This window comes from Clostridium sp. UBA7503, assembly GCF_002477055.1.
GTDB classification, from domain to species: Bacteria; Bacillota; Clostridia; order Clostridiales; family Clostridiaceae; genus Clostridium_J; species Clostridium_J sulfidigenes.
This window is the reverse complement of the sequence record NZ_DLNT01000043.1, coordinates 50,514-72,766: the sequence shown is the minus strand read 5'-3', so window position 1 is coordinate 72,766 and position 22,253 is coordinate 50,514. Positions and strand designations below refer to the sequence as shown.

The window sequence follows — 22,253 nt, the reverse complement described above, 5'->3', positions numbered from 1 at the left end:
TTTTAATATCATTGGCTTAATTTTAGTCTTTTAAACATCTCTTTAAATTTTACTTCCTCATAGGTACGATCCTCTATAAGATAGTATTATTATCTATTGCCTAGGGCAACTACTTCACCACCCATAGCAAGTATAGCCTCATCAATGAATACAAATATTGTTGCATTTAATAACACATATTATGATACAGATAACATTACATAGTATGTTACAAAAACCGTTACAAATAAAACACAAAAATAACCCTGGCTACAATTTGATTTATATCACACCATATAAGTAGTATATAAATTCATCTCTAGGAAATTGGATCCTTAGACATTATCAATAACCAATAATAATGCTATAATAATGCTAGTAATTAATTATAATAACAACTATATAATGATTTTAAAAATAAAGACACATTAGGAGGACATTATGCTTACAGGAGAATTAAAAAGTAAAGTTGATAGGATATGGGAAACCTTTTGGACAGGTGGCATTACAAACCCTCTTGAGGTTATAGAGCAATTTACATATTTATTATTTATAAAAGGTCTTGATGACATAGAAACTACAAAGGAAAATGAAGCAGCTTTTCTTGGGCTTACCTATGAGGGTATGTTTAAAGAAGAGAATAAGAACCTTAGATGGAGCCAGTTTAAGAACATGGAAGCTACAGAAATGTATAACATAGTTTTAAATAAGGTGTTTCCATTTATAAAGAATCTTCATGAAGATGGAGGCTCAGCTTATTCAAAATATATGGGAGATGCTATCTTTAAAATTCCAACTCCACAGATGCTTTCTAAGATTGTAGATGGTATTGATGGTATTGACCTGGAGAAGAGAGATACTAAGGGAGATTTATATGAGCATCTTCTTTCTAAGGTAGCTACAGCTGGTACAAATGGACAGTTCCGTACACCAAGGCATATCATAGGGATGATGGTAAGGCTTATGAAGCCAACACCCAGTGATGTAATTGTTGACCCTGCCATGGGAAGTGCAGGTTTTTTAGTAGCTGCCCAGGAGTATTTAAGGGAAAATGAATCAGACCTATTTTTAAATGCAGGACTTAAGGATCACTTTAATAACCATATGTTTCATGGCTTTGATATGGATAGAACCATGCTTCGTATCGGTGCTATGAACATGTTCCTTCATGGAGTTGATAACCCAAACATTGAATATAAGGATAGTCTATCAGAGAAAAATATAGACAAGGAAAAATACACCCTAGTCCTTGCAAACCCACCTTTTAAAGGCTCCCTTGACTATGAGGCAGTAAGTGCTGAGCTACTTAAAGTGACAAAGACAAAGAAAACAGAACTACTATTCTTAGCACTAATCCTTAGAAGTCTTAAAATTGGTGGAAGAAGTGCAACTATAGTACCCGATGGAGTACTCTTTGGAAGCAGTAAAGCTCATAAAGAAATCCGCAGGGAAATAGTAGATAATAACAAATTAGAAGCAGTTATCTCCATGCCAAGCGGTGTATTTAAACCCTATGCAGGAGTTAGCACAGCCATTCTAATCTTCACAAAAACAGCCTCAGGTGGAACAGACAAGGTTTGGTTCTATGACATGAAATCAGATGGTTACTCCCTAGATGATAAAAGACAAGAAATAGAAGGCAGTGACATTCCAGATATCATTGAAAGATTTAACAATCTAGATAAAGAGATAGATAGAAAACCAACAGACCAAAGTTTCTTTGTTGATGTAGAAGAAATCAAAGATAATGGCTACGACCTTTCAATTAATAAATACAAAGAAATTGTATATGAAGAAGTAAAATATCCTCACCCACAAGAGATTCTTATGAAAATAAGAGAGCTAGAGATGGACATAAGTCAAGGCATTGAAGAGCTAAGTGAGATGATTGAGGGGTAGAGAAGATGGAATATAAAATGATGAAATTAGGAGACATTGCAACATTTGTAAATGGATATGCATTCAAACCTAATGAATGGGATACAAAAGGATTTCCTATAATTAGAATACAAAATTTAAACAATCTTAATCAGACATTTAATTATTACTCAGGTGATATTGATGAAAAATATTTAGTAACTAAAGGTGATATTTTAATATCATGGTCAGCTAGTATAGGTGTGTTTGAATGGTACAGAGAAGATTCAGTTTTAAATCAACATATCTTTAAAGTTAATTTTGATAAGATAAAGATGAATACAATATATTTCAAATTTATGGTAAGTATTGCATTAAAGAGAGCTATGCAATATATGCATGGTTCAACAATGAAACATATTACAAAAGGGTATTTTGATGCTATAGAAGTTCCAGTACCTAGCCTTGAAATCCAACAAAAAATAGCAACCATCCTAGACAAAGCCCAATCCCTCATAGACAAAAGAAAAGAACAAATTGAAGCTTGTGATGAACTGGTAAAGAGTTTGTTTTATGTGATGTTTGGGGATCCAGTTTTAAATCCAAAAGGATGGCATATTAGAGACTTAGGAACATTGGGTTACTTTAAAAATGGAATCAATTATAAGCAAAGTGATTCAGGATTTAATATAAAATTTTTTGGAGTTAGTGAATTTAAGTATGGAAATACAATAAATAATTCTAATATATTACCTACATTAGAATTACAACAAGAACCAAACGAAGAATATTTACTTAAAAAAGGTGATATCATATTTGTTCGTTCAAATGGTAGTAAAGAATTAGTAGGAAGAAGTATTTTAGTTAGAGAATTAGAGGAAAAGACAATATATAGTGGTTTTTGTATAAGATATAGAAATCAATGTAGAGAAATAATACCTGATTTCTTAATTCAATTATTTTTAGACCAAAACTTTAAAAAGTCACTTAAGAAAGATAGCCGTGGTGCTAATATAAATAACTTGAATCAACAAATGCTATCGAGTTTAAAAGTAATAGTACCTCCACTATCCCTCCAAAACAAATTTGCCACTCAAGTGGAAAAAATAGAGCAACAAAAAACCCTTCTTGAACAAAGTCTTAAAGAATTAGAAAACAGCTTTAACTCCCTTATGCAAATGGCTTTTAAAGGGGAATTGTTTAATGGAATTTAATGAAATAAATACAGTTTCAGGTGAAACATATTTTAGAACACCATAAGATAGATGCAACACTTCAATATGCAATAGTAAACCAAAATAATCTTAAGACCTCATATAAGAATTATATTGGATGGTATTTTAGGTGAAATATTTACATTTACTTAAATTGGAAAAAGTAAATATACTAAAGATTTTTGGTGGGGATTCTATTTTACAAATAATTTTGAGCTGAGGATATTTCAAGAGAGGTATTTGGCGATCTAGCAAAATTTAAATATCCTACTCATCAAATAAGTTTTCATACTTTAAAAGCTCTTGATTATCTGAAGTTTGAAAGAGATGAGATTATAAAGCAGAAAAAGGCTCTGTATTATAAAGAATGGGGGAAAAATTATATGAAACAAGATTATAGGAATAATATTAATACATTATCAATGATAGGTACAGAAGACTTTAATATATACTATACAATTAATGATAATGAGACTTTTATAAAATGGGGTGATTCAAAGCACACTATTAGTAATTCTATGTATAAAGGCATATTGAAGGAATTTTTAGTAAATGAACATGAATGGTATAGCCTTGGTGCTTCTAGGACAAATCCTACTGAAGGTGGACTAGGGCTTTTCATAAAAAACAATAGCGTGAGAATTATAAATAAGTCATTAGATTCAGAATATGCATCTCTCATCGCTGCAATAATGTATAATGAGGGTTGGATTGATTATAAAGGTAAAAAACCAATAAAAATAAGGAAAATTTAATGTAATAACATGCTGACCTTGAAAAATTGGAATAAAAATTAAAGCTAAGGTTCATGGTATTAGAACTGTTTCAAAATATGTAGACGGTTTTAATATGATTTCCTGGTATTAAAGTTTAAAGGCATTGATCTTTCAATGCCTTTGTGTTTTATAAAGAATAAATATCCTTTTCTATTCGAACATACAATTGTAATTACATCCCTATACTCCCTAATTTCATGTAGAATCATATAATTATAGATTTCTTATTAATCCTTTCGATTCTTTACAGTTTCCCAAAAACCCTCATTATAGTTGGGATTTTCTGTTGCTGTGTTTTTCTCTTCCAGTAACTTATTTATGATTTTATGTAATTCCTCAATCTGCCTATCTTTCATCCTTAGCTGGTCTAGTAGAGCTTTAATGACTTCTTCGTTTGTATTCATCTAAATTCCTCCTATAGTTTCCTCAATTATTTTAGCATTAAAATATCTATTTATTATATTAATTATATATATATTGTTTAAAATTACCCATAATAAATATCCATGATAAGATATATTTCTTTGAACATAAAAAGAGTAATAATTTTAAGAATATTACTCTCTTGGTTTACAGTATAATAAAATTGGGCATTAATAATAAATTTATTTATTAACTTGTTGCATATACTCTTCTTTAGTTAATGCATATATTAAATGAAATACGTCTTTTCCATTATTGTCTCTCATATAATCATCTATAACTTTCATCCCTAGTCTTTCAGCAATTCTACTTGAGCTAGTATTTTCAGGAATTACTTGAGCTATACATTTATCAGCATTAAGAACGCTAAATATGTAATCTACACACCCTTTGATTCCTTCTGTTGCATATCCCTTACTCCAAAACTCTTGCTTTAATATATATGCAATCTCTATATAATCAGTTTCTTTTATATTTACTGGTAATATACCCATTATTCCAATAACTACATTAGTTGATTTTTCTACAGCTAAATAGTAACTGTATCCAAAATCCTCATATTGTTCAGTAATTTTATCTATCCAACCGTAAACTTCTTCATCCGAGTAAGTTTTTCCCCATCCAACAAGCATTAGTTTTTCATCTTGCAAAATGATTTTCATTTCTTCATAATCACTTTGCTCTATTTTTCTTAATGTTAATCTTTCAGTTTTTATATTCTCCATTTGTCCTCCTAATTGAAAAATATATTTTTACTAGCTCTTGAAAGTCTTATTTAATTTTTTCATTTAGCATCTCCATTTATGAACAATAGAACACTATTGTGATTTAGATACTATGTATATTATACATTAATGTTAGATTATATGGAATATATTTGAATATCAAATGGAAATGGCCTCTCTTCAATGATAACTCTTTATTCTGGTATCTATAAAAGGAACTACACTATGGATTAGCATATTTTTAGTCCTTATAATTTCCTTTTCATCATTAAAACTGTAGAGCCACTTGTACAAAGCCATATAATTTGTATTCATCTATATTCCTCCTATAGTTTTCTTTTGTTAACTTCCCTTATAAGGGTACTTTTACTTATTCCTGTAATTTCTGCAACTTCTGTATAGCTAGAATTACCACCATTTACTACCAGCATTCCTAAGGCATGTTCTATCTGCTTAGGACTATGCTTTTTAGGTCTACCCTCTTTAAATCCTGGTTTTGTTTTTGCTATTGCTTTACCACTTTGAGTACGTTCTATTATCATAGCTCTTTCAAATTCTGCAAAGGCAAGTAGATTAGTTACTATTAATCTTCCCATTGGTGTATCTTCAATTAAACCCATATTAAGAATATGGATTTTAACCCCCTTACCCATTAGCTTATCTATATACTGTAATCCCTCTTTTGTTGTTCTACAGAATCTATCAAGCTTAGTTACAACCAAAGTATCTCCAGGTTCAATATCATCTAATAATTTATTAAATACATATCTATCTTTAGCTGCACTATAACTTTCCTCAATTATTTTAGCATTAGAATATCTATCTAATATATTCTTTCTTTGATCCTCTATTGAATTACCTTCTAATTGTCCCTTGGTTGATACTCTTATATATCCTATAATATTACCCATATAATCACCTTACTTTTGAATATTAGTTTTGACACTGCTTTATATATTGAGTATAGGTTATTCCTTAAGAGGTGTCAATACTGTTAAGTTTTGACACCTCACTAATAAACTTAACTATTACGAAGCCTACATCGTTGGATTTCATAATAGTTTTTTCTCACCATAAAAACACAACTGCTATCAGTAACACACACTTCCTGACAACATTATAAAAGCTTAATTCTTTATAATGTTAATTAACTATATTCTCACATTTATAAATATAATTGGACATCTTGTTTCTCATATTGTATTATGATACATATAACGTAATTAAGGAGAATTTATGTATGAATACTTTTAGAAAAGTGAAATCTTTATTTTCCGTATTATTAATAATTCTGGTTATATTTTCATCCTACATCTATTCTTGTAGTAACACTCAATCTATAAATTTTTCAATATTTATAACGCTTATGGCTGCCTTACTTGGATTTATTGATGGCTTAGAATATATAATCATAAAAAAATCCACCAAAATAGGATATCTAATTTGCACATTATCTATTCTTCTTCCTATTCCAATTATAATTTTAACAAATACTATATCATAAAAATAATTAATTTCTCTTACTGATGTATGTTTACTAAACGTAAATCTTATCGTACTATCGCACTCTTCATCAGTTAATCCTATTGCTTTTAACACATGAGATTGCATCAATAAATTTTCAGAACAAGCAGAACTAGATGATACATATATATTTTTGCTATCGAGCAACATCTTAAATAGTATACCATTCATATTATCCAACTTATGTATATCTTTAAATGATAAACACTCAACAAGTGCTATGCACATATATCCGCAGGATCTAATTAATGAAATTAAAATAAAAATAGGTAAAGCTATGAATAAAATATAAAAAGAGCCATCTTTTGTTATGGTTTGTTTTTTAACTTACCATAGTAAAAGATGGCTCTGATAATTAATGACTAATATTAGCTGTTGGATATAGTGTAGTTCCTCCAATTGAAACATTTATTTCATTTGTCAATGGAACATTATATTCATCAATAATTGTTCTCCACCATTCCCAAGCGAGTCCGGTACACTCTCTTGCATAAATTCTTATATTTTTTGCATTAGCTGGCAGTGGAATTACTGTAGAGTAATGAGCTGTTTTGTCCTCCCAACTTCCATCCCATCTCTTATGTTCCAGTACCTCTTGTCCACTCTCATCATAAGAAATTTCATCCCATGATATATCAAACTGGGCAACATATGCACCATAATGGTCAAGGTTTATTTTCCCTTTAGAATATTCAGTAGATGTAGTTTCAATATAATCTGTTTTGTTATGAACTGCTGCAACTGAATTATCTTTTAAGAATACACTTGTATATGATATAGGATATGCTGGATTTTTAGGATTAAATTCAGCATTATTTTTAATTACATTTCGTATTTCTTCAAAATCCTTTGTAATAATCTTGTTATGTTCCTTAGAATCTCCACCTAATACAACGGCAGTATATGAGCTTTCTTCAAAAATATCATTATATTTTGATTTGGTTTCTACGCTGTTATCATTAAGTAATGCTTTAAATGCAGCTTGTACATCTTTGCTCTTAGATGTTGTTTCTAATTTTACATAAATTGTTCTACCATAGGCTACATTTGATACCATAACAGGTGGTGCTGAATTACTTACTCCTTTACGGGTTAATTCTTTAAAAGTAACACTATCATCAAAAAGATCTGATGGATTGTTAGGAAGCTCTGCACTTACAGTATAAAATATTTGTTTATATGCGGCAATCATAACTTTTTTTTCTCCATTTGAAATTGCATCAAAATCAATTCCAAGTGAACCATTCATAACTTTAGCGTTAACATTCAGAGCAGTTGATAGCTGAGATTTGCTATAAACCATAGATTCTGAGTATTGCATTCTTGCAGGCAGTGTATGTGTTGTTGAATATTTTTCATTCCAAGTAGATATTAACCCATCTATTTCTCCAGACACATTAGCATATGTTGGATTTTCAACTGTTACTGTATTTTCTTTTTTCATACCTGGTAAATCTATACTAATATTTAAAGTTTTTCTTTTACACACCAATAAATTAGGTTGGTTTTCAACAAAACCATTATCAGCAAGTTGCAATGCTCCAGGATATGTGCGATCAGTCATGGAATCAATAATAGAAATATCTACTGGTGAAGTTGTAAGTGATTTTTTATTACGTTCAACTACTACAAATTTGTCTTTTGACTTTAACCCTTCTTTAGGAACAAAACTTTCTATACTATCACCATTTGATGCCAAAATTTGATTTTTATCATAACTTAATTTTGCTATACCATTATCAATACCTTTAGATGGACTAGGTTGACTTACTGATTTAGGTGCAGGCACTTCAGCAAAGATGTTAATTGGCTGTTGAATAATACAAAAACCAATTAACAGGCATATTAATACTTTAAACCTTTTTGCATAATTTAAGAATTTCACACTAGTTACCCCCTTTTTTAATATATTAATTAATGCTCTTTATGAACAAACATCATTATTTCTGCTATTATTTTATATTTGTTCATATTATACAATATATTATCGGTATAATAAACGTTAACATTAATAGTGAAAATAGATTCAAAGCTTAAAATAAAAAACTTAAATGCTAAAATCATAAAGAGTACATCTATAGAAATATAGGTGTATTTTGTTATAATAAGGTATAATATAGTTAATTAAACATAATTAATATTAAAATATACATATAATTCGATAAAAGTAATATATATCAAATGCCCATAGGGAGGGGATTTTATTGTGTACCAACTTTGACTTTTTAAAGTCAAAACATATATTTAAAAGCTTTGCAACTAGTGCAGTGGAGGCGGAGAAGAGTCTTCTTGTGTCTCCTGCTACTTGTGCTATTCTTTCAAGGAGAGCAGTGGAGCTTGCTGTTAAGTGGGTTTATAGTTTTGATAATGATCTTACAGTTCCTTATCAAGATAATATTTCAAGTCTTATTCATGAGACTACCTTTAGGCAGATTATAGACCCATCTTTGTTTTCACTTATTAAATACATAATTAAACTTGGTAATACTGCAGTTCATACAAATGCTAGCATTACAAGGGATGAGGCTGTGCTTTCTCTTAGGAATCTTCATGAAGTGGTAAGATGGATTGATTATTGTTATGCAGATGAATATACTTGTAAAGATTTTGATGAGGGTATTCTAGCACAAGGTGAAGAAAAACGTACAAGACATCAGGAGCTTAGAGACCTTTATGATAGGCTAAGTTCAAAGGATAAAAAACTTGAAGATATACGCAAAGATAATGAATCTTTACGTAAGACTATGACGGAGCAAAGAATAAGCAATACTGAAAGCTATGACTTTCAGGTTGATGAGCTAAGTGAGGCAGAGACAAGAAAGAAATATATTGATGTTGAGCTTAAGCTGGCAGGGTGGAATATAGGCACGGATTGTCTTATAGAAGTACCAGTGGAGGGAATGCCTAATGCTGCAGGTACAGGTTTTGTAGATTATGTGCTCTATGGTAATAATGGAAAACCCCTTGCAGTGGTTGAGGCTAAGAAAACAAGTAAGGACCCTAATGTGGGTTCTCAGCAAGCAAGGCTTTATGTAGATTCTTTGGAGCATCAATACATGCAAAGGCCTCTTGTTTTTACCACCAATGGCTTTGACATAAATTATATCAACGATGCAGAGGACTATCCTCAAAGACCTGTCAGTGGAATTTTCACTAAGGATGAATTACAACTTATAGTTGATAGAAGAAGTAATAAAATCTCTTTTGACAATGTAATGATTAATGATGATATTTCTAACCGTTATTATCAAAAGGAAGCAATTATGTCTGTATGTGAAGCTATAAAAACTAAGCATAGAAAGATGCTTCTCGTTATGGCTACAGGAAGTGGTAAAACAAGAACTGCCATTTCTATAGTTGATATATTAATGAGACATAATCACGTGAAAAATATTTTATTTCTTGCAGATAGGAAGGCCCTTGTGAAGCAAGCTAAGAATAACTTTAGTAATCTACTACCAAGTCTTACTCTTTGCAATTTATTAGATAATAAAGATAATCCAGAGCAGGCTCGAATGATTTTCTCTACATATCCAACTATGATGAATGCTATAGATGAGAAAAGAAGCAAGGATGGACGAAAACTTTTCACTCCTGGACATTTTGACCTTATAATCATTGATGAAAGTCATAGAAGTATTTATAAAAAGTATGGAGATATTTTTCAGTACTTTGATGCCATGCTCCTTGGACTTACTGCAACTCCAAAGGATGATATTGATAAGAATACCTATAGCATTTTTGAGCTGGAGAATAATGTACCAACCTTTGCCTATGAACTAGAAAAAGCTGTAGAGGATGAATTTTTGGTAGATTATAGGTCGATAGAGGTTAAATCTAAGTTTATAGAAAAGGGAATTTATTACGACGACCTTAGTGATGAGGAAAAGGATGAATTTGAAAAAACCTTTGAAGAAGATGAAAATATAGATGATAACATTTCAAATAGTGCTATTAATGAATGGCTTTTTAATGCAAATACTATAGATATGGTTCTTAGAGAGCTTATGGAAAAAGGCCTAAAGGTTGAGGGTGGCGATAAACTTGGAAAAACAATTATCTTTGCAAAAAGTAGTCGCCATGCCCAGGCTATTGTAGATAGGTTTAATATAATCTTTTCAGAGTATGGCTCACATTTTATAAAGCAGATAGATTATAGCATTAACTATGTAGATACCTTGATAGATGATTTTAGTACAAAGGAAAAGATGCCACAAATAGCTGTATCTGTAGATATGCTTGATACTGGTATTGATATCCCTGAAATATTAAACCTTGTGCTCTTTAAAAAGGTACGTTCTAAATCTAAGTTCTGGCAGATGATAGGAAGAGGTACAAGACTCTGTACTGACCTCCTTGGAGTGGGTCTTAACAAGGAACTGTTTTATATATTTGATTTTTGTACTAACTTTGAATTCTTTAGAGCTAATCCTAAAGGCATGGAGAGTAAGGGCACCCATAGCTTAACAGAGAGAATCTTTAATACTAAAGTTGATATTTTAAGAGAACTTCAAGATATTAAGTATCAAGAGGAAGATTATATTCATTATAGAAAAGACATCTTAAGAGACCTTTTAGAGGATGTAAGAAGCCTAAATAGAGAAAACTTTAGAGTGAAGCTCCATGAAAGATATGTAGAAATCTATAAAAACAATGAGCCATGGAATGCCTTAGGAACGGGAAGTGTAGCTGATATAAAGGAGTACATCTCACCATTAATTACACCACTTAATGATGATGAACTTGCCAAGAGATTTGATTGTCTTATCTATACAGTGGATCTTGCATATTTGCAAAACAAAAATGCCACAAAGCCTATAAAAGCTATTATTAATACAGCAGAGCAACTTTCTAAATTAGGGACAATCCCAAAGGTTATGGAGCAAAAACATATCATTGAAAAAGTTCTAACTGATGAGTTCTGGGAAAGTGCAGATATCCTTGACCTTGAAGAAGTAAGAAATGCCTTAAGAGACCTTATTAGGTTTATCGAAAAAGATGGCCAAAAGATATATTACACCAACTTTAAAGATGAAATCCTTGAAATCAATGAAAATGGAGCAATGTATAATAGTAATGACCTTAAGGATTATAAGAAAAAGGTGGAGCATTACCTAAAAGAGCATAAAGATGAATTAGCTATATATAAACTTCGTAATAATAAAAAACTCACAAAAGAAGATATGAAAACCTTAGAACGTATCCTATGGAAGGACCTTGGCAGCAAAGTAGAATATGAAAAAGAGTATGGAAATACTCCAGTTACCAAGCTAGTGAGAAAAATAGTAGGACTTCAAAGAGAAGCAGCCAATGAGGCCTTTAGCAAATTTCTTAGTGAAGAGAATCTCAATCTAATACAAATAAGATTTGTAAAACTTATTGTAGACTACATTGTAGCTAATGGAATTATAGAGGACAATAGAGTTCTTATGGAAGAGCCTTTCAGAAGTCTTGGAAGTATCACCACCTTATTTAAAGATAACATAAATGATGCAAGAGAAATCATGAATGTTATAACAGATATTAAAAATAATTGTGAGCAGATTAGTTAATGTAAGTGAAAGTGAAATAACTATATATATAAGTAAAAATGAAAAATAAAATGTGAAAAGCTACGTAAATTTTAGATACGTAGCTTTTTATAATAATTAAGAAATTCTGTTTGATTTATAAATAAAACTCCCAATACTATTTATTGGAATATAATACATTTTTTAATATTAGCTTATTTTTTAAATTTTACCTTATTATTATTAATTTTATAATATTATACATGTAAATAAATGTAATGTAAAATTATTCAAATTTCATTCAATATAATAACGGTTATGTTGAATGGTGACATATTTTGTAATAATTTTTGCTAATTGTATAATAAAATTGTTATTTAATTAAATAAAAGTTAATAATTTAAATATATTTATTTATTTTACTTTTATGTAATTTAAAGTTTAAAGACTTTTGATAAATTACTAGTATATTATAGAAATAAAAAAACAGCCCTGATTTTTAATCAAAGCCGTTAAATAATTTTATTCCTAAATAATCCTGACAATCCTCTAAAACATACATTGGGTCTACAGTATGATAGATTTTATAATTTCTTATCAGATGTTTAACTCCATCTTCTCCTAAAGCAGCTGCGATTTCCTCACCTGTTACCTTTGCTCTATTGCTCCAATCTTGTAGACAATATCCCAGCCAATACATCCTTTCCTTCTCATAGATTATTTCATCCTCATTGTAGACTCTTTCTTTAACCTTATTTTCTTCCATAAATTCTTCAAAGTAGTAATATTGACTTTGTGAATACCATTGAGGTTGATATATTTCAATTCCCTGCTTATATTCACTATTTAAGGCAGTTAAAGTAAAATCTACTTCATCCATATTATATTCCACTGCTAACTTGAAGAATTGTCCAAGGTGTCTACAAGCCATTGAATATTCATCCATTAATATCAACTCCCTCTAACTCATCAAAATATTTACCTACCTTACCAAACTTTTGTCTTATAAAAGTCATCTTTTTATTCATTATATCTTTTTTAGCTCTTACTTCTTTAGAATAATATGCTTTGTCTAATTCATCTAATTGAGTAGCACTACTAAATTCCACTGCATCTATACCAGCTTGAGTCTTTATATTGTATTGAACATCTAAGTCCATTGAGTTTAGAGCATGAAGACAATGATCTATAGTTATATTATTATTAAAAAATAAATTTAAAGTATCAAACATTTTATCATCTGCAGTAGGACCAATTATAACATCATACTCATGAATATTTTCATATTTTTTATTTAGTATATGATTAATCTCATCATTTAATATAAGTCCTCTATTATAAGCTATAAACAATATCCAATGAATATCTAAATCAAAAGTCAATGAATTAAGACCATCTACATTAAACATATACTTATTAACATAGGCTGGTTTATCTTTTTTACGAGTTGCCCAGCTTTTAGCCATTTCTATATTAGTAGTTGCATAAAACCCTCTTCCAAAATCACTAAATTTTCTTCCACCCTCATAATTAGGTTTATCTATAATATTATCACTTCCATGATATATAATAAGTTTCATTTAATTCACTTCCTCTCACTCTAAATAACTTAAACCTATATTTTATTATCTCTTGTTTCCCTTATTAAGTATTTCCGTTAATACACTATTTAAAACAAGATCAACAAATTCCGCCTTTTTCAGTCCAGATAACTTAGAACATACCTCTATTTTATCTATGGTATCTTTTCTTAAATGATAAGCACATCTAGTAGTTGATTCCTCGGTGGAATAAGTGCTTTCAAGGGTTCTATTACCTATCCTTATAGACTTTACATGGGTTATCTTCGGAATTTTATTTGTAACAGTTTTTGTTACATCATTTGTAACTCTTTCTGTTTTATTATTTGTTTCATTATTTGTAATATTTTCTGTGTTAATTTTTGTTTCATTATCTTTAACATTTTCTGTGTACTTATTTGTTTCATTGTTTGTAATATTTTTTGTGTTAATTTTTGTTTTATTATCTTTAACAATATTTGTGTTTATTATTGTTTCACTTTCTTTAACATTTTCTGTACTATTTGTATTGCTTTTTTCTTTAGTTTCTAGTGACTTATCTAGTACTTTTTTAGGTGTATTTTTTGTGTCATTTTTATTAATGTCATCATTAGAACTTGATACAAAGGCGCTCATAACTCCTTTAATAACCTTTGGAGTTTCCTTTTCTCTCTTATCTAAACTTGCTCTTTTACTCATGGCTAACAATCTCCTTTGCTATACTCATATAGGCCTGTGACCCTTCAAAATTATCTCCTTCAGTTTCAAAAATACTGCTCATACTTAAACAAGCATCAGGGAATTTAATACTTCTTTTTATTAGACTATTAAATACAGGGTATCTTTCCTTTAAGGCTGCTACCACTTCATTATGGTGCTTAGTTCTACCATCATACATGGTAACCACTACCCCTAGGAACTCTAACTCCTTATTCCATTCTTTAACTTCCTCTAAAGTTGAATTTAATATTTCTAACCCCTTAAGAGCAAAGAAGGTAGGATCCGTTGGTGCAATTACATAATCAGCAGCCATTAAACTGTTAATAGTTAAAATACCTAAGCTAGGTGAGTTATCTATTATTATGTAATCATAATCCTCTTCAAGGGCATTAATTTTATTTTTAAGTATATACTCTCTACCCATTTTATTAATTATAGTAAACTCAGCTCTAGATAATTCTATACTACTTGTCACTATCCATAAATTTTCTATATGCGTTGCACATATAGTCTCATCTATTGGAGTATCCTCAGTTAAAACATTGTTTATACTTATCATTCTCTCTAGTGGATCTATCCCAAAGTTAACACTTAAACTAGCCTGTGGATCTAAATCAATCATAAGTACCTTTTTACCAAGCTTAGTTAATGCCACTGCTATATTTAATGTAGTAGTAGTTTTAGCTACACCACCCTTATTATTAGTAATACTTATTACTTTTCTCATTATGTTGCCTCCTAACATTTGTACACTCATTGAAACAAATTTTGTTACAAATCATGTAACTATTATAACACATATTATTTACCACTTCACACCCTCATTTTATGTGTAATGCTAAATATTTTGTTCATTAGGTATAATCCATCAATGAACTTTATCCAGTATGTGTAGCCTATTGCTCTATGTTTAAATAACATATTTATAATAAAATATCAGTACAGAATAGTGATATATTTTCATAAAAAAGTTTAATATAACATGAACTTGTATTCCTAATATACACTTGAAATAAAATATATAAGATTTATGAATAATTACTATATAATTATATGATGGTGTGGGTTATAATTTATAGCTAGGCAAGTTTTAAGTTTTTCTAGATTAATCAGGAATAACCTATAATCCTTAAATTAACTCTTAACAAATGTATAATATTTATTACAATAAATGTGCAATATTTACCACAATAAATGAAACATATATTGTTACAAAAATTGTTTCAATTATTGTAATTTAATTTTTACAATAATTGTTTCATTAATTGTTTCATTAATTGACTTATGAACTCTCCTTTCATTGTCTATAACGTCTTTAATACTCTTATTATCTTACCCTTTAGAGTTTCCTTGACTATATTATTAAATTTGAGTTTTGACACCTAAGGATTTAATACATATAATTACCATATGAGTTATATAAGATAGTGTCTTAATTTATATTTAAAAGTACAATGTAAAAACAAAATAAAAATATTTTATAATTACAGGTAGTGAAAATTTGAATATTATTTACTAGTAATTAATGATAATTTTTCATTGACAATAGAAATCTCAAATAATATTAATGAAAAAGTAGGTATTAAACCTGGAGCCATATATAGTCATTTTGAAAGTAAGGATGATATTATTAGGTTGGCCCTGGGTAACGAAATATATAAAAGGAGTGTTTTAAATGAAAACTATACGAGGAAGGCTAATATTAATTTTTACAATGATAATATTCATTGTAACAGGAACACTTGGTTTCATCACAGTTAGAATTGTAAGCAATAATTTAATTAAAGATGCCCATAAAGATTTGCAAGTAATTGCTGAGGAGAAAGCCAAATATATTAGTGCAACAAGGGATGCAGAACTTATGTACATAGAGGGACTTGCCCAAAATAGTATTATTCTTGATACAAAAATCCCTATAAAGGAAAAAATATCTTTTTTAGAAAAAGAAGCAGAAAGAACTGGTTATGATACTTTTGTTTTTGTAGATATGAATGGAAAAGGTCAAACATTAGATGATTCAGGAACAGCTGTAGATATTAGCGATAGAGATTACTTTAAACGAGCTTTAAAAGGTGAGCCTAATGCATCAGATGTTATAATAAGTCAGGTCACTGGAAAACCTGTTGTAATTTATGCAACTCCAATTTATTTAAACGGAAAACAATTAGGAGTCTTTTATGGTAGAAGAGATGGTACAGCATTGAGTGATATATCAAAGAATTTAACTTATGGTAAGACAGGCTATGGATATGTTATCAATAACCAAGGTACAATAGTAGGACATCCTAATACAGATTTTGTTCTAAACCAGTATAATTTTATAGAAGCTGCTAAGAAAGATTCAAAGGTACAATCAGTAGCTCAATTAGTAGAAAAACAAATGTTACTTAGAGAAGCTGGTAGCGGAGATTATTTTTTTGATGGTACAAATAAAATTGTAGGATTTGCACCATTAGAAGGTAGCCCTTGGATTATGGTGGTAGGCGTTGATGAAAATGAAATTCTAGCTGAAGTGACTACTATGAAAAATTTTCTAATTACTTTAATTTTGGGTGCAATCATAGTTGGTGCCATTGTTACATACTTTGTAAGTGTGTCCATTGCAAAACCAATTACTGCTGTTACTAAAAGAATTAATCAATTGGCTGCTCTTAATTTCACTGTAAATGAAAAGGTAGAAGCTACTAAAAACTTAAATCGGAAAGATGAAATAGGTAAAATAACCAGAGCTTTGAGAACTATGAGGGATAATGTAGCTGACTTCATAGCTAAAACCTCTGAATCCGCTGAACAAGTAGCAGCATCTTCACAAGAACTTACAGCTACCTCAGAGCAAGCAGCTACAGCATCAGAAGAGGTAGCTAAAACTATTGAAGAAATTGCAAGAGGGGCAAATGACCAAGCTAAAAATACTGAAAATACTGCCCATAATATTGAAGAATTAGGAAAACTCTTAGATGAAGATGCTCAACATATTAAGAAATTAAATGAAGCAGCAGTAAAAATTCACACTCAAAAAGAAGAAGGGTTTAAAATATTAGAGGAACTTGTTAATAAAACTGAAAAATCAAATGAAGCCACAACAAACATATTTGAGATTATTTTAAGTAACAATGAGAATACAGAAAAAATTGATAGTGCTAGTACTATGATTCAAAGCATAGCAGCCCAAACCAACTTACTTGCACTTAATGCAGCTATAGAAGCAGCAAGAGCTGGAGAAGCAGGTAGAGGATTTGCTGTGGTTGCTGAAGAAATAAGAAAACTTGCTGAGGATTCAAATCGCTTTACTAAAGATATAAAAGCTGTAATTGATGAGTTAAAATCTAAATCTCAACTAGCAGTAAATACCATGGATGAAGTTAAGGAAATTGTCAATGAACAAACTGAGAGTGTAAAAGAGACTGAAACAAAGTTTGAAGGAATAGCAGAGGCTACAGAGCTTGTAATGGATATTGTTGAACAATTAAATCATTCAACAGAACTTATGGAACAAAATAAAGATAATATTTTAGAGCTCGTTCAAAATCTATCAGCTATATCCGAAGAAAATGCAGCTGGAACCCAGGAAGCTTCAGCATCAATGGAAGAACAGGCAGCAACCATTGAAGAAATTGCAAATTCAGGCGAAAGTTTATCCTCTATCGCTGAGGACTTAAATTCATTAATCGAAAAATTTAAGATATAAGTGTTGTATATATTAAATTATAATAAACATGTAATTAAGTAAGTTAAATGCATTACGAAAAAATAGAAGGTTTTAAAGTCTTCAAAAAGTATTCTATAGGGCATATAATTTTAAAAATCTACCCTATAGAATATATATATTGAGATACATTTTACAATATTTTTAATCTATGTATATATCTTAAAATATTACTTACATCTAGGAGCCTTAATGTAAGTAATATCAATGGCTTAAGGGTTGAAGAACATAAAAACATAAAAAGCTAAAAATATGGCACAGGCTAAATTGTTACCTTTACTATTTTCATAAAGGTACGAAAATAAAATAGTTGTATAAATTTAAAGTTTAAAATAAATATTAAATATTTCTTATAGATGAAAGGATGGTATGTGTCATGAAAATCAATTTAAATAACCTTTCTATAACAAACTATGCAAATAAGAGAAAAAAACAAATTTCAGAAGATAAGCTTTTTAAAGTTACAGACAACATAAATTCTAGTAAAAGTGACCTTAATACGCCTGGAAAAAGAAAAATAGAATATATCCTTGAAGGTGGTATGATAAAAGTTTATGTTAGTGATGGTAAGAATCCTCCTAAGTGCATTAAAAGTGTTCCAGTAGAAAGTGCCCCTAAGGAATTATTAGCAAAAGTTAAATGCATAAATATAGCTGATGCTTTATACTTAAATGATTTAATGAGAGCTAAAGATGAGTCTAATAATGATTTACTGAAATGTAAAGATGAGTCTAATAAAGAAGTTGTGGAGAAAACCTCTGATAAAGATATAAATGAAAATGATTCTACTAATAAAAATGAAATATCCAATAACTTTAGCTTATTTGCTAATTTTGAAGATAACTATATATTTGATGATGAGGAATATGATAAGTTCAAGTAAATATATTTTTCACATGCTAAATCACAATAATTGTAACATTAGTTGTTACAATTATTGTGATTTTTAATTTACAAAACATGTATCATCCTATATATTTATTTTCATTTTATTATATTACTTATTAAAATATAAAACTAAATATTAGGTAAATATGGTTCAATTCCATCACTTAGAGGTTATGATATGTAAGGTGAGGAGCATAACAAAACTAAATAGATCTGACAGAAAGTATAAAAGAAATGTTGCTATAAAAGACCCCAAGCCTAGTAATTATCTCATAGTAACTGAAGGTATTGAATCTATATAATAAGTTATAAAATAATACCATCTTTAATTGTCAATATTTTTTTACAATAGTTCGCCACAGTATTATCATGGGTTATCAATATTATAGTGCATCCATTGCTATTCAACTTCGTAAATATATCCATTATTTCTTCAGCAGTTTTAGAATCCAAAGAACCGGTTGGCTCATCTGCAAGAATTATTTTAGGATTATTAATCATAGCTCTTGCTATAGCTACTCGCTGTCTTTGTCCCCCAGATAAATCACATGCTAAATTATATTTTTTATCTTCTAAGCCTAATTCTCTCAATACTTTTTCAATTTTATCTCTTTTTTCTTTTTTTGATATTTTTTGTTCTGAATACGTTAACGGAATTTCAACATTCTGTTCAACTGTATACTTCTCAACCAGTGCAAAATCCTGAACAACAAAACCAAATAGTGAATTTCTCAAATATGCCTTTTCCTTCATTGACATTGACTCAACTAATAGATTATTTAATGTATATATTCCACTTGTAGCTGCATCAAGTAGTCCGATAATATTAAGTAAAGTCGACTTTCCAGATCCTGAAGGTCCCATGATTGCAATCATTTCTCCATTATATACTTTTAGGTTTATATTTTGTAAAGCATTGACCATATTATCTTTTTCACCATAAACCTTTTTTATATTATTTAAATCTATAATTAAATTATCAGCACTCATTACTCACTTCTCCTTACTAGTTCTACTATGTTAGTTTTTTTAATTTTAACATATGGAATATACATAATTAGTGTTAAACATATACAAGCAACTAATATTGTATATAACAGATTAATAGTAAATTTAAAAACGATAATTGTAGGAATTAATGATATTATTAGTGAAATTATTACTTGCCATAAAATTCTATAAACAATAGAATTTATGGTTCCTCCACAAATAAGATGAATTGAGAATTCTCTCATTTTTTTAGAAATCATTGTAGTAAGGTTAAGTACCATACTTATTCCTGCAAAAATTAGAACTATTACTGCTATAAACACTTGATATTCCATCTTTTTCTTAAATGGTCCTAAAAAATCATATACTCGGTCTTGAATTGAAGTGTAATTCATTGAAAATAGTTCCAAGTCAACAGATTTCTTCTCAATAGACTTTAATAATTTCTCGTCCCCAGAAAACACAACAGTGGAACTTATAGCCATATCCATACTTGAAAAGCTATTCATAGAATTTATGTTTAAAGGCCTAAAAAAGGTATAATTTAAATCTAAATTTCTGCCAATATCAATAAGTGATGGATAATATGAATTATTTTCCAATACACCGATTACCTTATATTTAACATCTTTGCTTGTGGCAGAATCTTTTTCAGTATAGATTTCTCCAAGTTTATATTTCTCTTTTAAATTGTATCCTACCAAAATTGGAATTATTTCTGTATCATTGTTAAAATCTGAATCCTCAAAGTTACTGCCCTCAATAACTTTTATATCATAGAAATCAAAAAACATTTTATTCGCTGTTGATTCAATAATTGTTTTTCCATTTATGGAATAAGGTGTCTGATATTCGAATTTTGTATACTTTTCTATATTGTTATTCTCTACAATATAGTTATATAATATTTTTAGTTTTGGAACAGAATTTATCTCATCTGCAATTAATGCATCAATTTTCGCATTTGATGTACCATCTTCATTAACATAAGCTTTACTATTTTTTAGTTTATCTAATCTATTTATACCACTTAAGACTCTTCTACAATCTGTAATTGTAGAACATACTAGCAAAAAAACAATTATCATTTGAAGTAAAAATAGTATACTAACTCTTTTGGAACCTTTAATATCTAATAATGCATATTTTATTTGTTTTAACATTTTAATCATCTCCTAATATGTGCAACATCATTTTTGTAATAAGTAATCAGCATTAATATAGATGAAAGTAAACCGATAAAGATTACTACTATATATGATAAGATTGTAGTTTCAAGAGAAAATTTCATTTTAATAAAACTAATAAAATTAAATTTATAAATAAATGTACAGATCACTAAAACAATAAGATAACTAAAAGTTGAAATAGCCAAATAATCTCGTATTAGCATTGCTGTTATTTTTTTATTTGTACCTCCAACTAATCTTCGTACCAAAATTTCTATCTTTCTATTTTCTAACCAACTAGAAGAAATACTAACTGAATTTATAATAAGAAGAAAAATTATTAATAAAATAGGAAAAAGTGCTAGCCCTTGCGAAGATAGAGTTTTCTGTATTCTTTCTTGAAACCCATTATCAGTTGATCTTCTTAAAATATTTATAGTGCAATAATCATCCAGTTGATTAACTATTTCTAATGTTTTATTTCCAGCATCTATATTAAAATTCCCAAATATATAATTATCATACATTTGGTTTAAACTTTCCATTTTATTTGAATTTAAATTATAGTAAGCTTTTGCATCTTTATTTATAGAATTGTTGCTTGGCTCAAATATCCCTATTACCTCAAAATAATTAGCATCATATTGATAATATTTCTTATTATTTTCACTTATACAACCTTTTTCTAACTCTTTACTAATTATCATTGTATTTGTTCTATTTTCAAAATCGCTTTCTGAAAAATTTCTTCCTGATATTATATTAGGCTTAAATTTATCCCCTAATGAATATACTCCAAATATTTCGCTATCAGATTCCTTTAATAATAAAAAGTCCAAATTTTTATCTCTTAAAAAATTTAGCATGCTACTCAAATCTATTTTATTTTCAACTATTTTATCTCTATATTCTCCAACTGAAAAAGAATAATAATCATTTGTTAATCCATTTGATGGAATTGAGGCCATTTTATATGATTCTATTAAATCTGATAAACACAGTGTTACTAATATTCCAATACATATTGTAACAAAAACGATGCTTTTTGATTTAGATAATAAATATTTCATATTTATTTCCTCCATATATAATCTAGTAATAATATCTTACATGAAAAAGTTTTATTAATTTCTATTACTTAATATAATTATGAAGGTGATTCTGAAAAAGAATCACCTTCGTTCTAACCAACCCTAGATAACTTTTAATAACT

Annotated in this window: 18 protein-coding genes and 2 pseudogenes; 7 read left to right on the top strand and 13 right to left on the bottom strand. The window is 29.1% G+C overall.

Annotated features, from left to right (window positions below; translation table 11 throughout):
• Positions 1-420 precede the first annotated feature (420 nt).
• The 4 genes and pseudogenes from B3630_RS11845 to B3630_RS11835 all read left to right on the top strand — a co-directional run bounded on the left by B3630_RS11845 (position 421) and on the right by B3630_RS11835 (position 3,805).
• Positions 421-1,878 carry a class I SAM-dependent DNA methyltransferase gene (locus B3630_RS11845; protein ID WP_346898396.1) on the top strand — a complete coding sequence of 486 codons (1,458 nt, stop codon included), beginning with the start codon at positions 421-423 and terminating at the stop codon, positions 1,876-1,878.
• A gap of 5 nt (positions 1,879-1,883) precedes the next feature.
• Complete coding sequence (locus B3630_RS11840) at positions 1,884-3,050, top strand: restriction endonuclease subunit S (protein ID WP_346898394.1); 1,167 nt, start codon at positions 1,884-1,886, stop codon at positions 3,048-3,050.
• Positions 3,051-3,274: 224 nt separating this feature from the next.
• Positions 3,275-3,394, top strand: a pseudogene (locus B3630_RS17460) (DUF3990 domain-containing protein); the annotation flags it as partial.
• 39 nt (positions 3,395-3,433) lie between these two features.
• On the top strand, positions 3,434-3,805 hold the full coding sequence (locus B3630_RS11835; protein WP_346898392.1) for a hypothetical protein: 372 nt from the start codon (positions 3,434-3,436) through the stop codon (positions 3,803-3,805).
• 248 nt (positions 3,806-4,053) lie between these two features.
• On the opposite strand, the gene B3630_RS11830 is transcribed toward B3630_RS11835, so the two are convergent.
• The 6 genes and pseudogenes from B3630_RS11830 to B3630_RS11805 all read right to left on the bottom strand — a co-directional run bounded on the left by B3630_RS11830 (position 4,054) and on the right by B3630_RS11805 (position 8,299).
• Positions 4,054-4,230, bottom strand: a complete 177-nt coding sequence (locus B3630_RS11830; RefSeq protein WP_346898390.1) for a hypothetical protein — start codon at positions 4,228-4,230, stop codon at positions 4,054-4,056.
• A gap of 201 nt (positions 4,231-4,431) precedes the next feature.
• Positions 4,432-4,974, bottom strand: coding sequence for a GNAT family N-acetyltransferase (locus tag B3630_RS11825; protein ID WP_346898388.1), 543 nt, complete (start codon positions 4,972-4,974; stop codon positions 4,432-4,434).
• Positions 4,975-5,154: 180 nt separating this feature from the next.
• Positions 5,155-5,280, bottom strand: a pseudogene (locus tag B3630_RS11820) (IS1595 family transposase); the annotation flags it as partial.
• Between the two features lie 20 nt (positions 5,281-5,300).
• Complete coding sequence (locus B3630_RS11815; RefSeq protein ID WP_346869640.1) at positions 5,301-5,885, bottom strand: recombinase family protein; 585 nt, start codon at positions 5,883-5,885, stop codon at positions 5,301-5,303.
• Between the two features lie 421 nt (positions 5,886-6,306).
• Positions 6,307-6,669, bottom strand: a complete 363-nt coding sequence (locus B3630_RS11810) for a hypothetical protein (RefSeq protein WP_346898386.1) — start codon at positions 6,667-6,669, stop codon at positions 6,307-6,309.
• Between the two features lie 184 nt (positions 6,670-6,853).
• Positions 6,854-8,299, bottom strand: coding sequence for a thiol-activated cytolysin family protein (locus B3630_RS11805; protein WP_414633012.1), 1,446 nt, complete (start codon positions 8,297-8,299; stop codon positions 6,854-6,856).
• Between the two features lie 403 nt (positions 8,300-8,702).
• Between B3630_RS11805 and B3630_RS11800 the strand changes: the two genes are divergently transcribed.
• Positions 8,703-12,050, top strand: coding sequence for a DEAD/DEAH box helicase family protein (locus B3630_RS11800; protein WP_346898382.1), 3,348 nt, complete (start codon positions 8,703-8,705; stop codon positions 12,048-12,050).
• 457 nt (positions 12,051-12,507) lie between these two features.
• On the opposite strand, the gene B3630_RS11795 is transcribed toward B3630_RS11800, so the two are convergent.
• The 4 genes from B3630_RS11795 to B3630_RS11780 are packed head-to-tail and all read right to left on the bottom strand — an operon-like array spanning position 12,508 to position 15,014.
• Entirely contained in the window at positions 12,508-12,954 is a 447-nt protein-coding gene (locus B3630_RS11795) for a hypothetical protein (protein WP_346898380.1), read from the bottom strand.
• Complete coding sequence (locus tag B3630_RS11790; protein WP_346898378.1) at positions 12,947-13,588, bottom strand: DUF3990 domain-containing protein; 642 nt, start codon at positions 13,586-13,588, stop codon at positions 12,947-12,949. The genes B3630_RS11795 and B3630_RS11790 overlap by 8 nt, the downstream gene beginning before the upstream one ends.
• 45 nt (positions 13,589-13,633) lie before the next feature.
• Positions 13,634-14,266 carry a hypothetical protein gene (locus tag B3630_RS11785; RefSeq protein WP_346898376.1) on the bottom strand — a complete coding sequence of 211 codons (633 nt, stop codon included), beginning with the start codon at positions 14,264-14,266 and terminating at the stop codon, positions 13,634-13,636.
• Entirely contained in the window at positions 14,259-15,014 is a 756-nt protein-coding gene (locus tag B3630_RS11780) for an AAA family ATPase (protein ID WP_346898374.1), read from the bottom strand. Before B3630_RS11780 ends, B3630_RS11785 begins: the two co-directional genes overlap by 8 nt.
• 948 nt (positions 15,015-15,962) lie before the next feature.
• Between B3630_RS11780 and B3630_RS11775 the strand changes: the two genes are divergently transcribed.
• Both B3630_RS11775 and B3630_RS11770 read left to right on the top strand, forming a co-directional pair.
• The gene (locus B3630_RS11775) at positions 15,963-17,975 is read left to right on the top strand and encodes a methyl-accepting chemotaxis protein (protein WP_346898372.1); all 2,013 of its coding nucleotides are present in this window, start codon (positions 15,963-15,965) and stop codon (positions 17,973-17,975) included.
• Positions 17,976-18,369: 394 nt separating this feature from the next.
• The gene (locus tag B3630_RS11770; protein WP_346898370.1) at positions 18,370-18,876 is read left to right on the top strand and encodes a hypothetical protein; all 507 of its coding nucleotides are present in this window, start codon (positions 18,370-18,372) and stop codon (positions 18,874-18,876) included.
• Between the two features lie 311 nt (positions 18,877-19,187).
• Here the strand turns inward: B3630_RS11770 and B3630_RS11765 are convergent, their stop codons facing one another.
• Genes B3630_RS11765 through B3630_RS11755 form a run of 3 tightly spaced genes read right to left on the bottom strand, consistent with a single transcriptional unit; the run spans position 19,188 to position 22,110 of the window.
• Positions 19,188-19,871: an ABC transporter ATP-binding protein gene (locus B3630_RS11765; RefSeq protein WP_346898368.1), complete on the bottom strand. Its 684-nt coding sequence runs from the start codon at positions 19,869-19,871 to the stop codon at positions 19,188-19,190.
• A complete protein-coding gene (locus B3630_RS11760) occupies positions 19,871-21,034 on the bottom strand; it encodes an ABC transporter permease (protein ID WP_346898366.1) in 1,164 nt (387 codons plus the stop codon). The genes B3630_RS11765 and B3630_RS11760 overlap by 1 nt, the downstream gene beginning before the upstream one ends.
• Positions 21,035-21,039: 5 nt before the next feature.
• On the bottom strand, positions 21,040-22,110 hold the full coding sequence (locus B3630_RS11755; RefSeq protein ID WP_346898364.1) for an ABC transporter permease: 1,071 nt from the start codon (positions 22,108-22,110) through the stop codon (positions 21,040-21,042).
• Positions 22,111-22,253 lie beyond the last annotated feature (143 nt).

What these genes read in the sequence shown, in the direction of transcription:
- B3630_RS11810 (WP_346898386.1), bottom strand. Translation starts at nt 6,669, where the DNA reads ATGAATGGTATACTATTTAAGATGTTGCTCGATAGCAAAAATATATAT.
- B3630_RS11765 (WP_346898368.1), bottom strand. Translation starts at nt 19,871, where the DNA reads ATGAGTGCTGATAATTTAATTATAGATTTAAATAATATAAAAAAGGTT.
- B3630_RS11815 (WP_346869640.1), bottom strand. Translation starts at nt 5,885, where the DNA reads ATGGGTAATATTATAGGATATATAAGAGTATCAACCAAGGGACAATTA.
- B3630_RS11775 (WP_346898372.1), top strand. Translation starts at nt 15,963, where the DNA reads ATGAAAACTATACGAGGAAGGCTAATATTAATTTTTACAATGATAATA.
- B3630_RS11760 (WP_346898366.1), bottom strand. Translation starts at nt 21,034, where the DNA reads ATGTTAAAACAAATAAAATATGCATTATTAGATATTAAAGGTTCCAAA.
- B3630_RS11830 (WP_346898390.1), bottom strand. Translation starts at nt 4,230, where the DNA reads ATGAATACAAACGAAGAAGTCATTAAAGCTCTACTAGACCAGCTAAGG.
- B3630_RS11795 (WP_346898380.1), bottom strand. Translation starts at nt 12,954, where the DNA reads ATGGATGAATATTCAATGGCTTGTAGACACCTTGGACAATTCTTCAAG.
- B3630_RS11790 (WP_346898378.1), bottom strand. Translation starts at nt 13,588, where the DNA reads ATGAAACTTATTATATATCATGGAAGTGATAATATTATAGATAAACCT.
- B3630_RS11785 (WP_346898376.1), bottom strand. Translation starts at nt 14,266, where the DNA reads ATGAGTAAAAGAGCAAGTTTAGATAAGAGAGAAAAGGAAACTCCAAAG.
- B3630_RS11845 (WP_346898396.1), top strand. Translation starts at nt 421, where the DNA reads ATGCTTACAGGAGAATTAAAAAGTAAAGTTGATAGGATATGGGAAACC.
- B3630_RS11835 (WP_346898392.1), top strand. Translation starts at nt 3,434, where the DNA reads ATGAAACAAGATTATAGGAATAATATTAATACATTATCAATGATAGGT.
- B3630_RS11770 (WP_346898370.1), top strand. Translation starts at nt 18,370, where the DNA reads ATGAAAATCAATTTAAATAACCTTTCTATAACAAACTATGCAAATAAG.
- B3630_RS11840 (WP_346898394.1), top strand. Translation starts at nt 1,884, where the DNA reads ATGGAATATAAAATGATGAAATTAGGAGACATTGCAACATTTGTAAAT.
- B3630_RS11780 (WP_346898374.1), bottom strand. Translation starts at nt 15,014, where the DNA reads ATGAGAAAAGTAATAAGTATTACTAATAATAAGGGTGGTGTAGCTAAA.
- B3630_RS11755 (WP_346898364.1), bottom strand. Translation starts at nt 22,110, where the DNA reads ATGAAATATTTATTATCTAAATCAAAAAGCATCGTTTTTGTTACAATA.
- B3630_RS11825 (WP_346898388.1), bottom strand. Translation starts at nt 4,974, where the DNA reads ATGGAGAATATAAAAACTGAAAGATTAACATTAAGAAAAATAGAGCAA.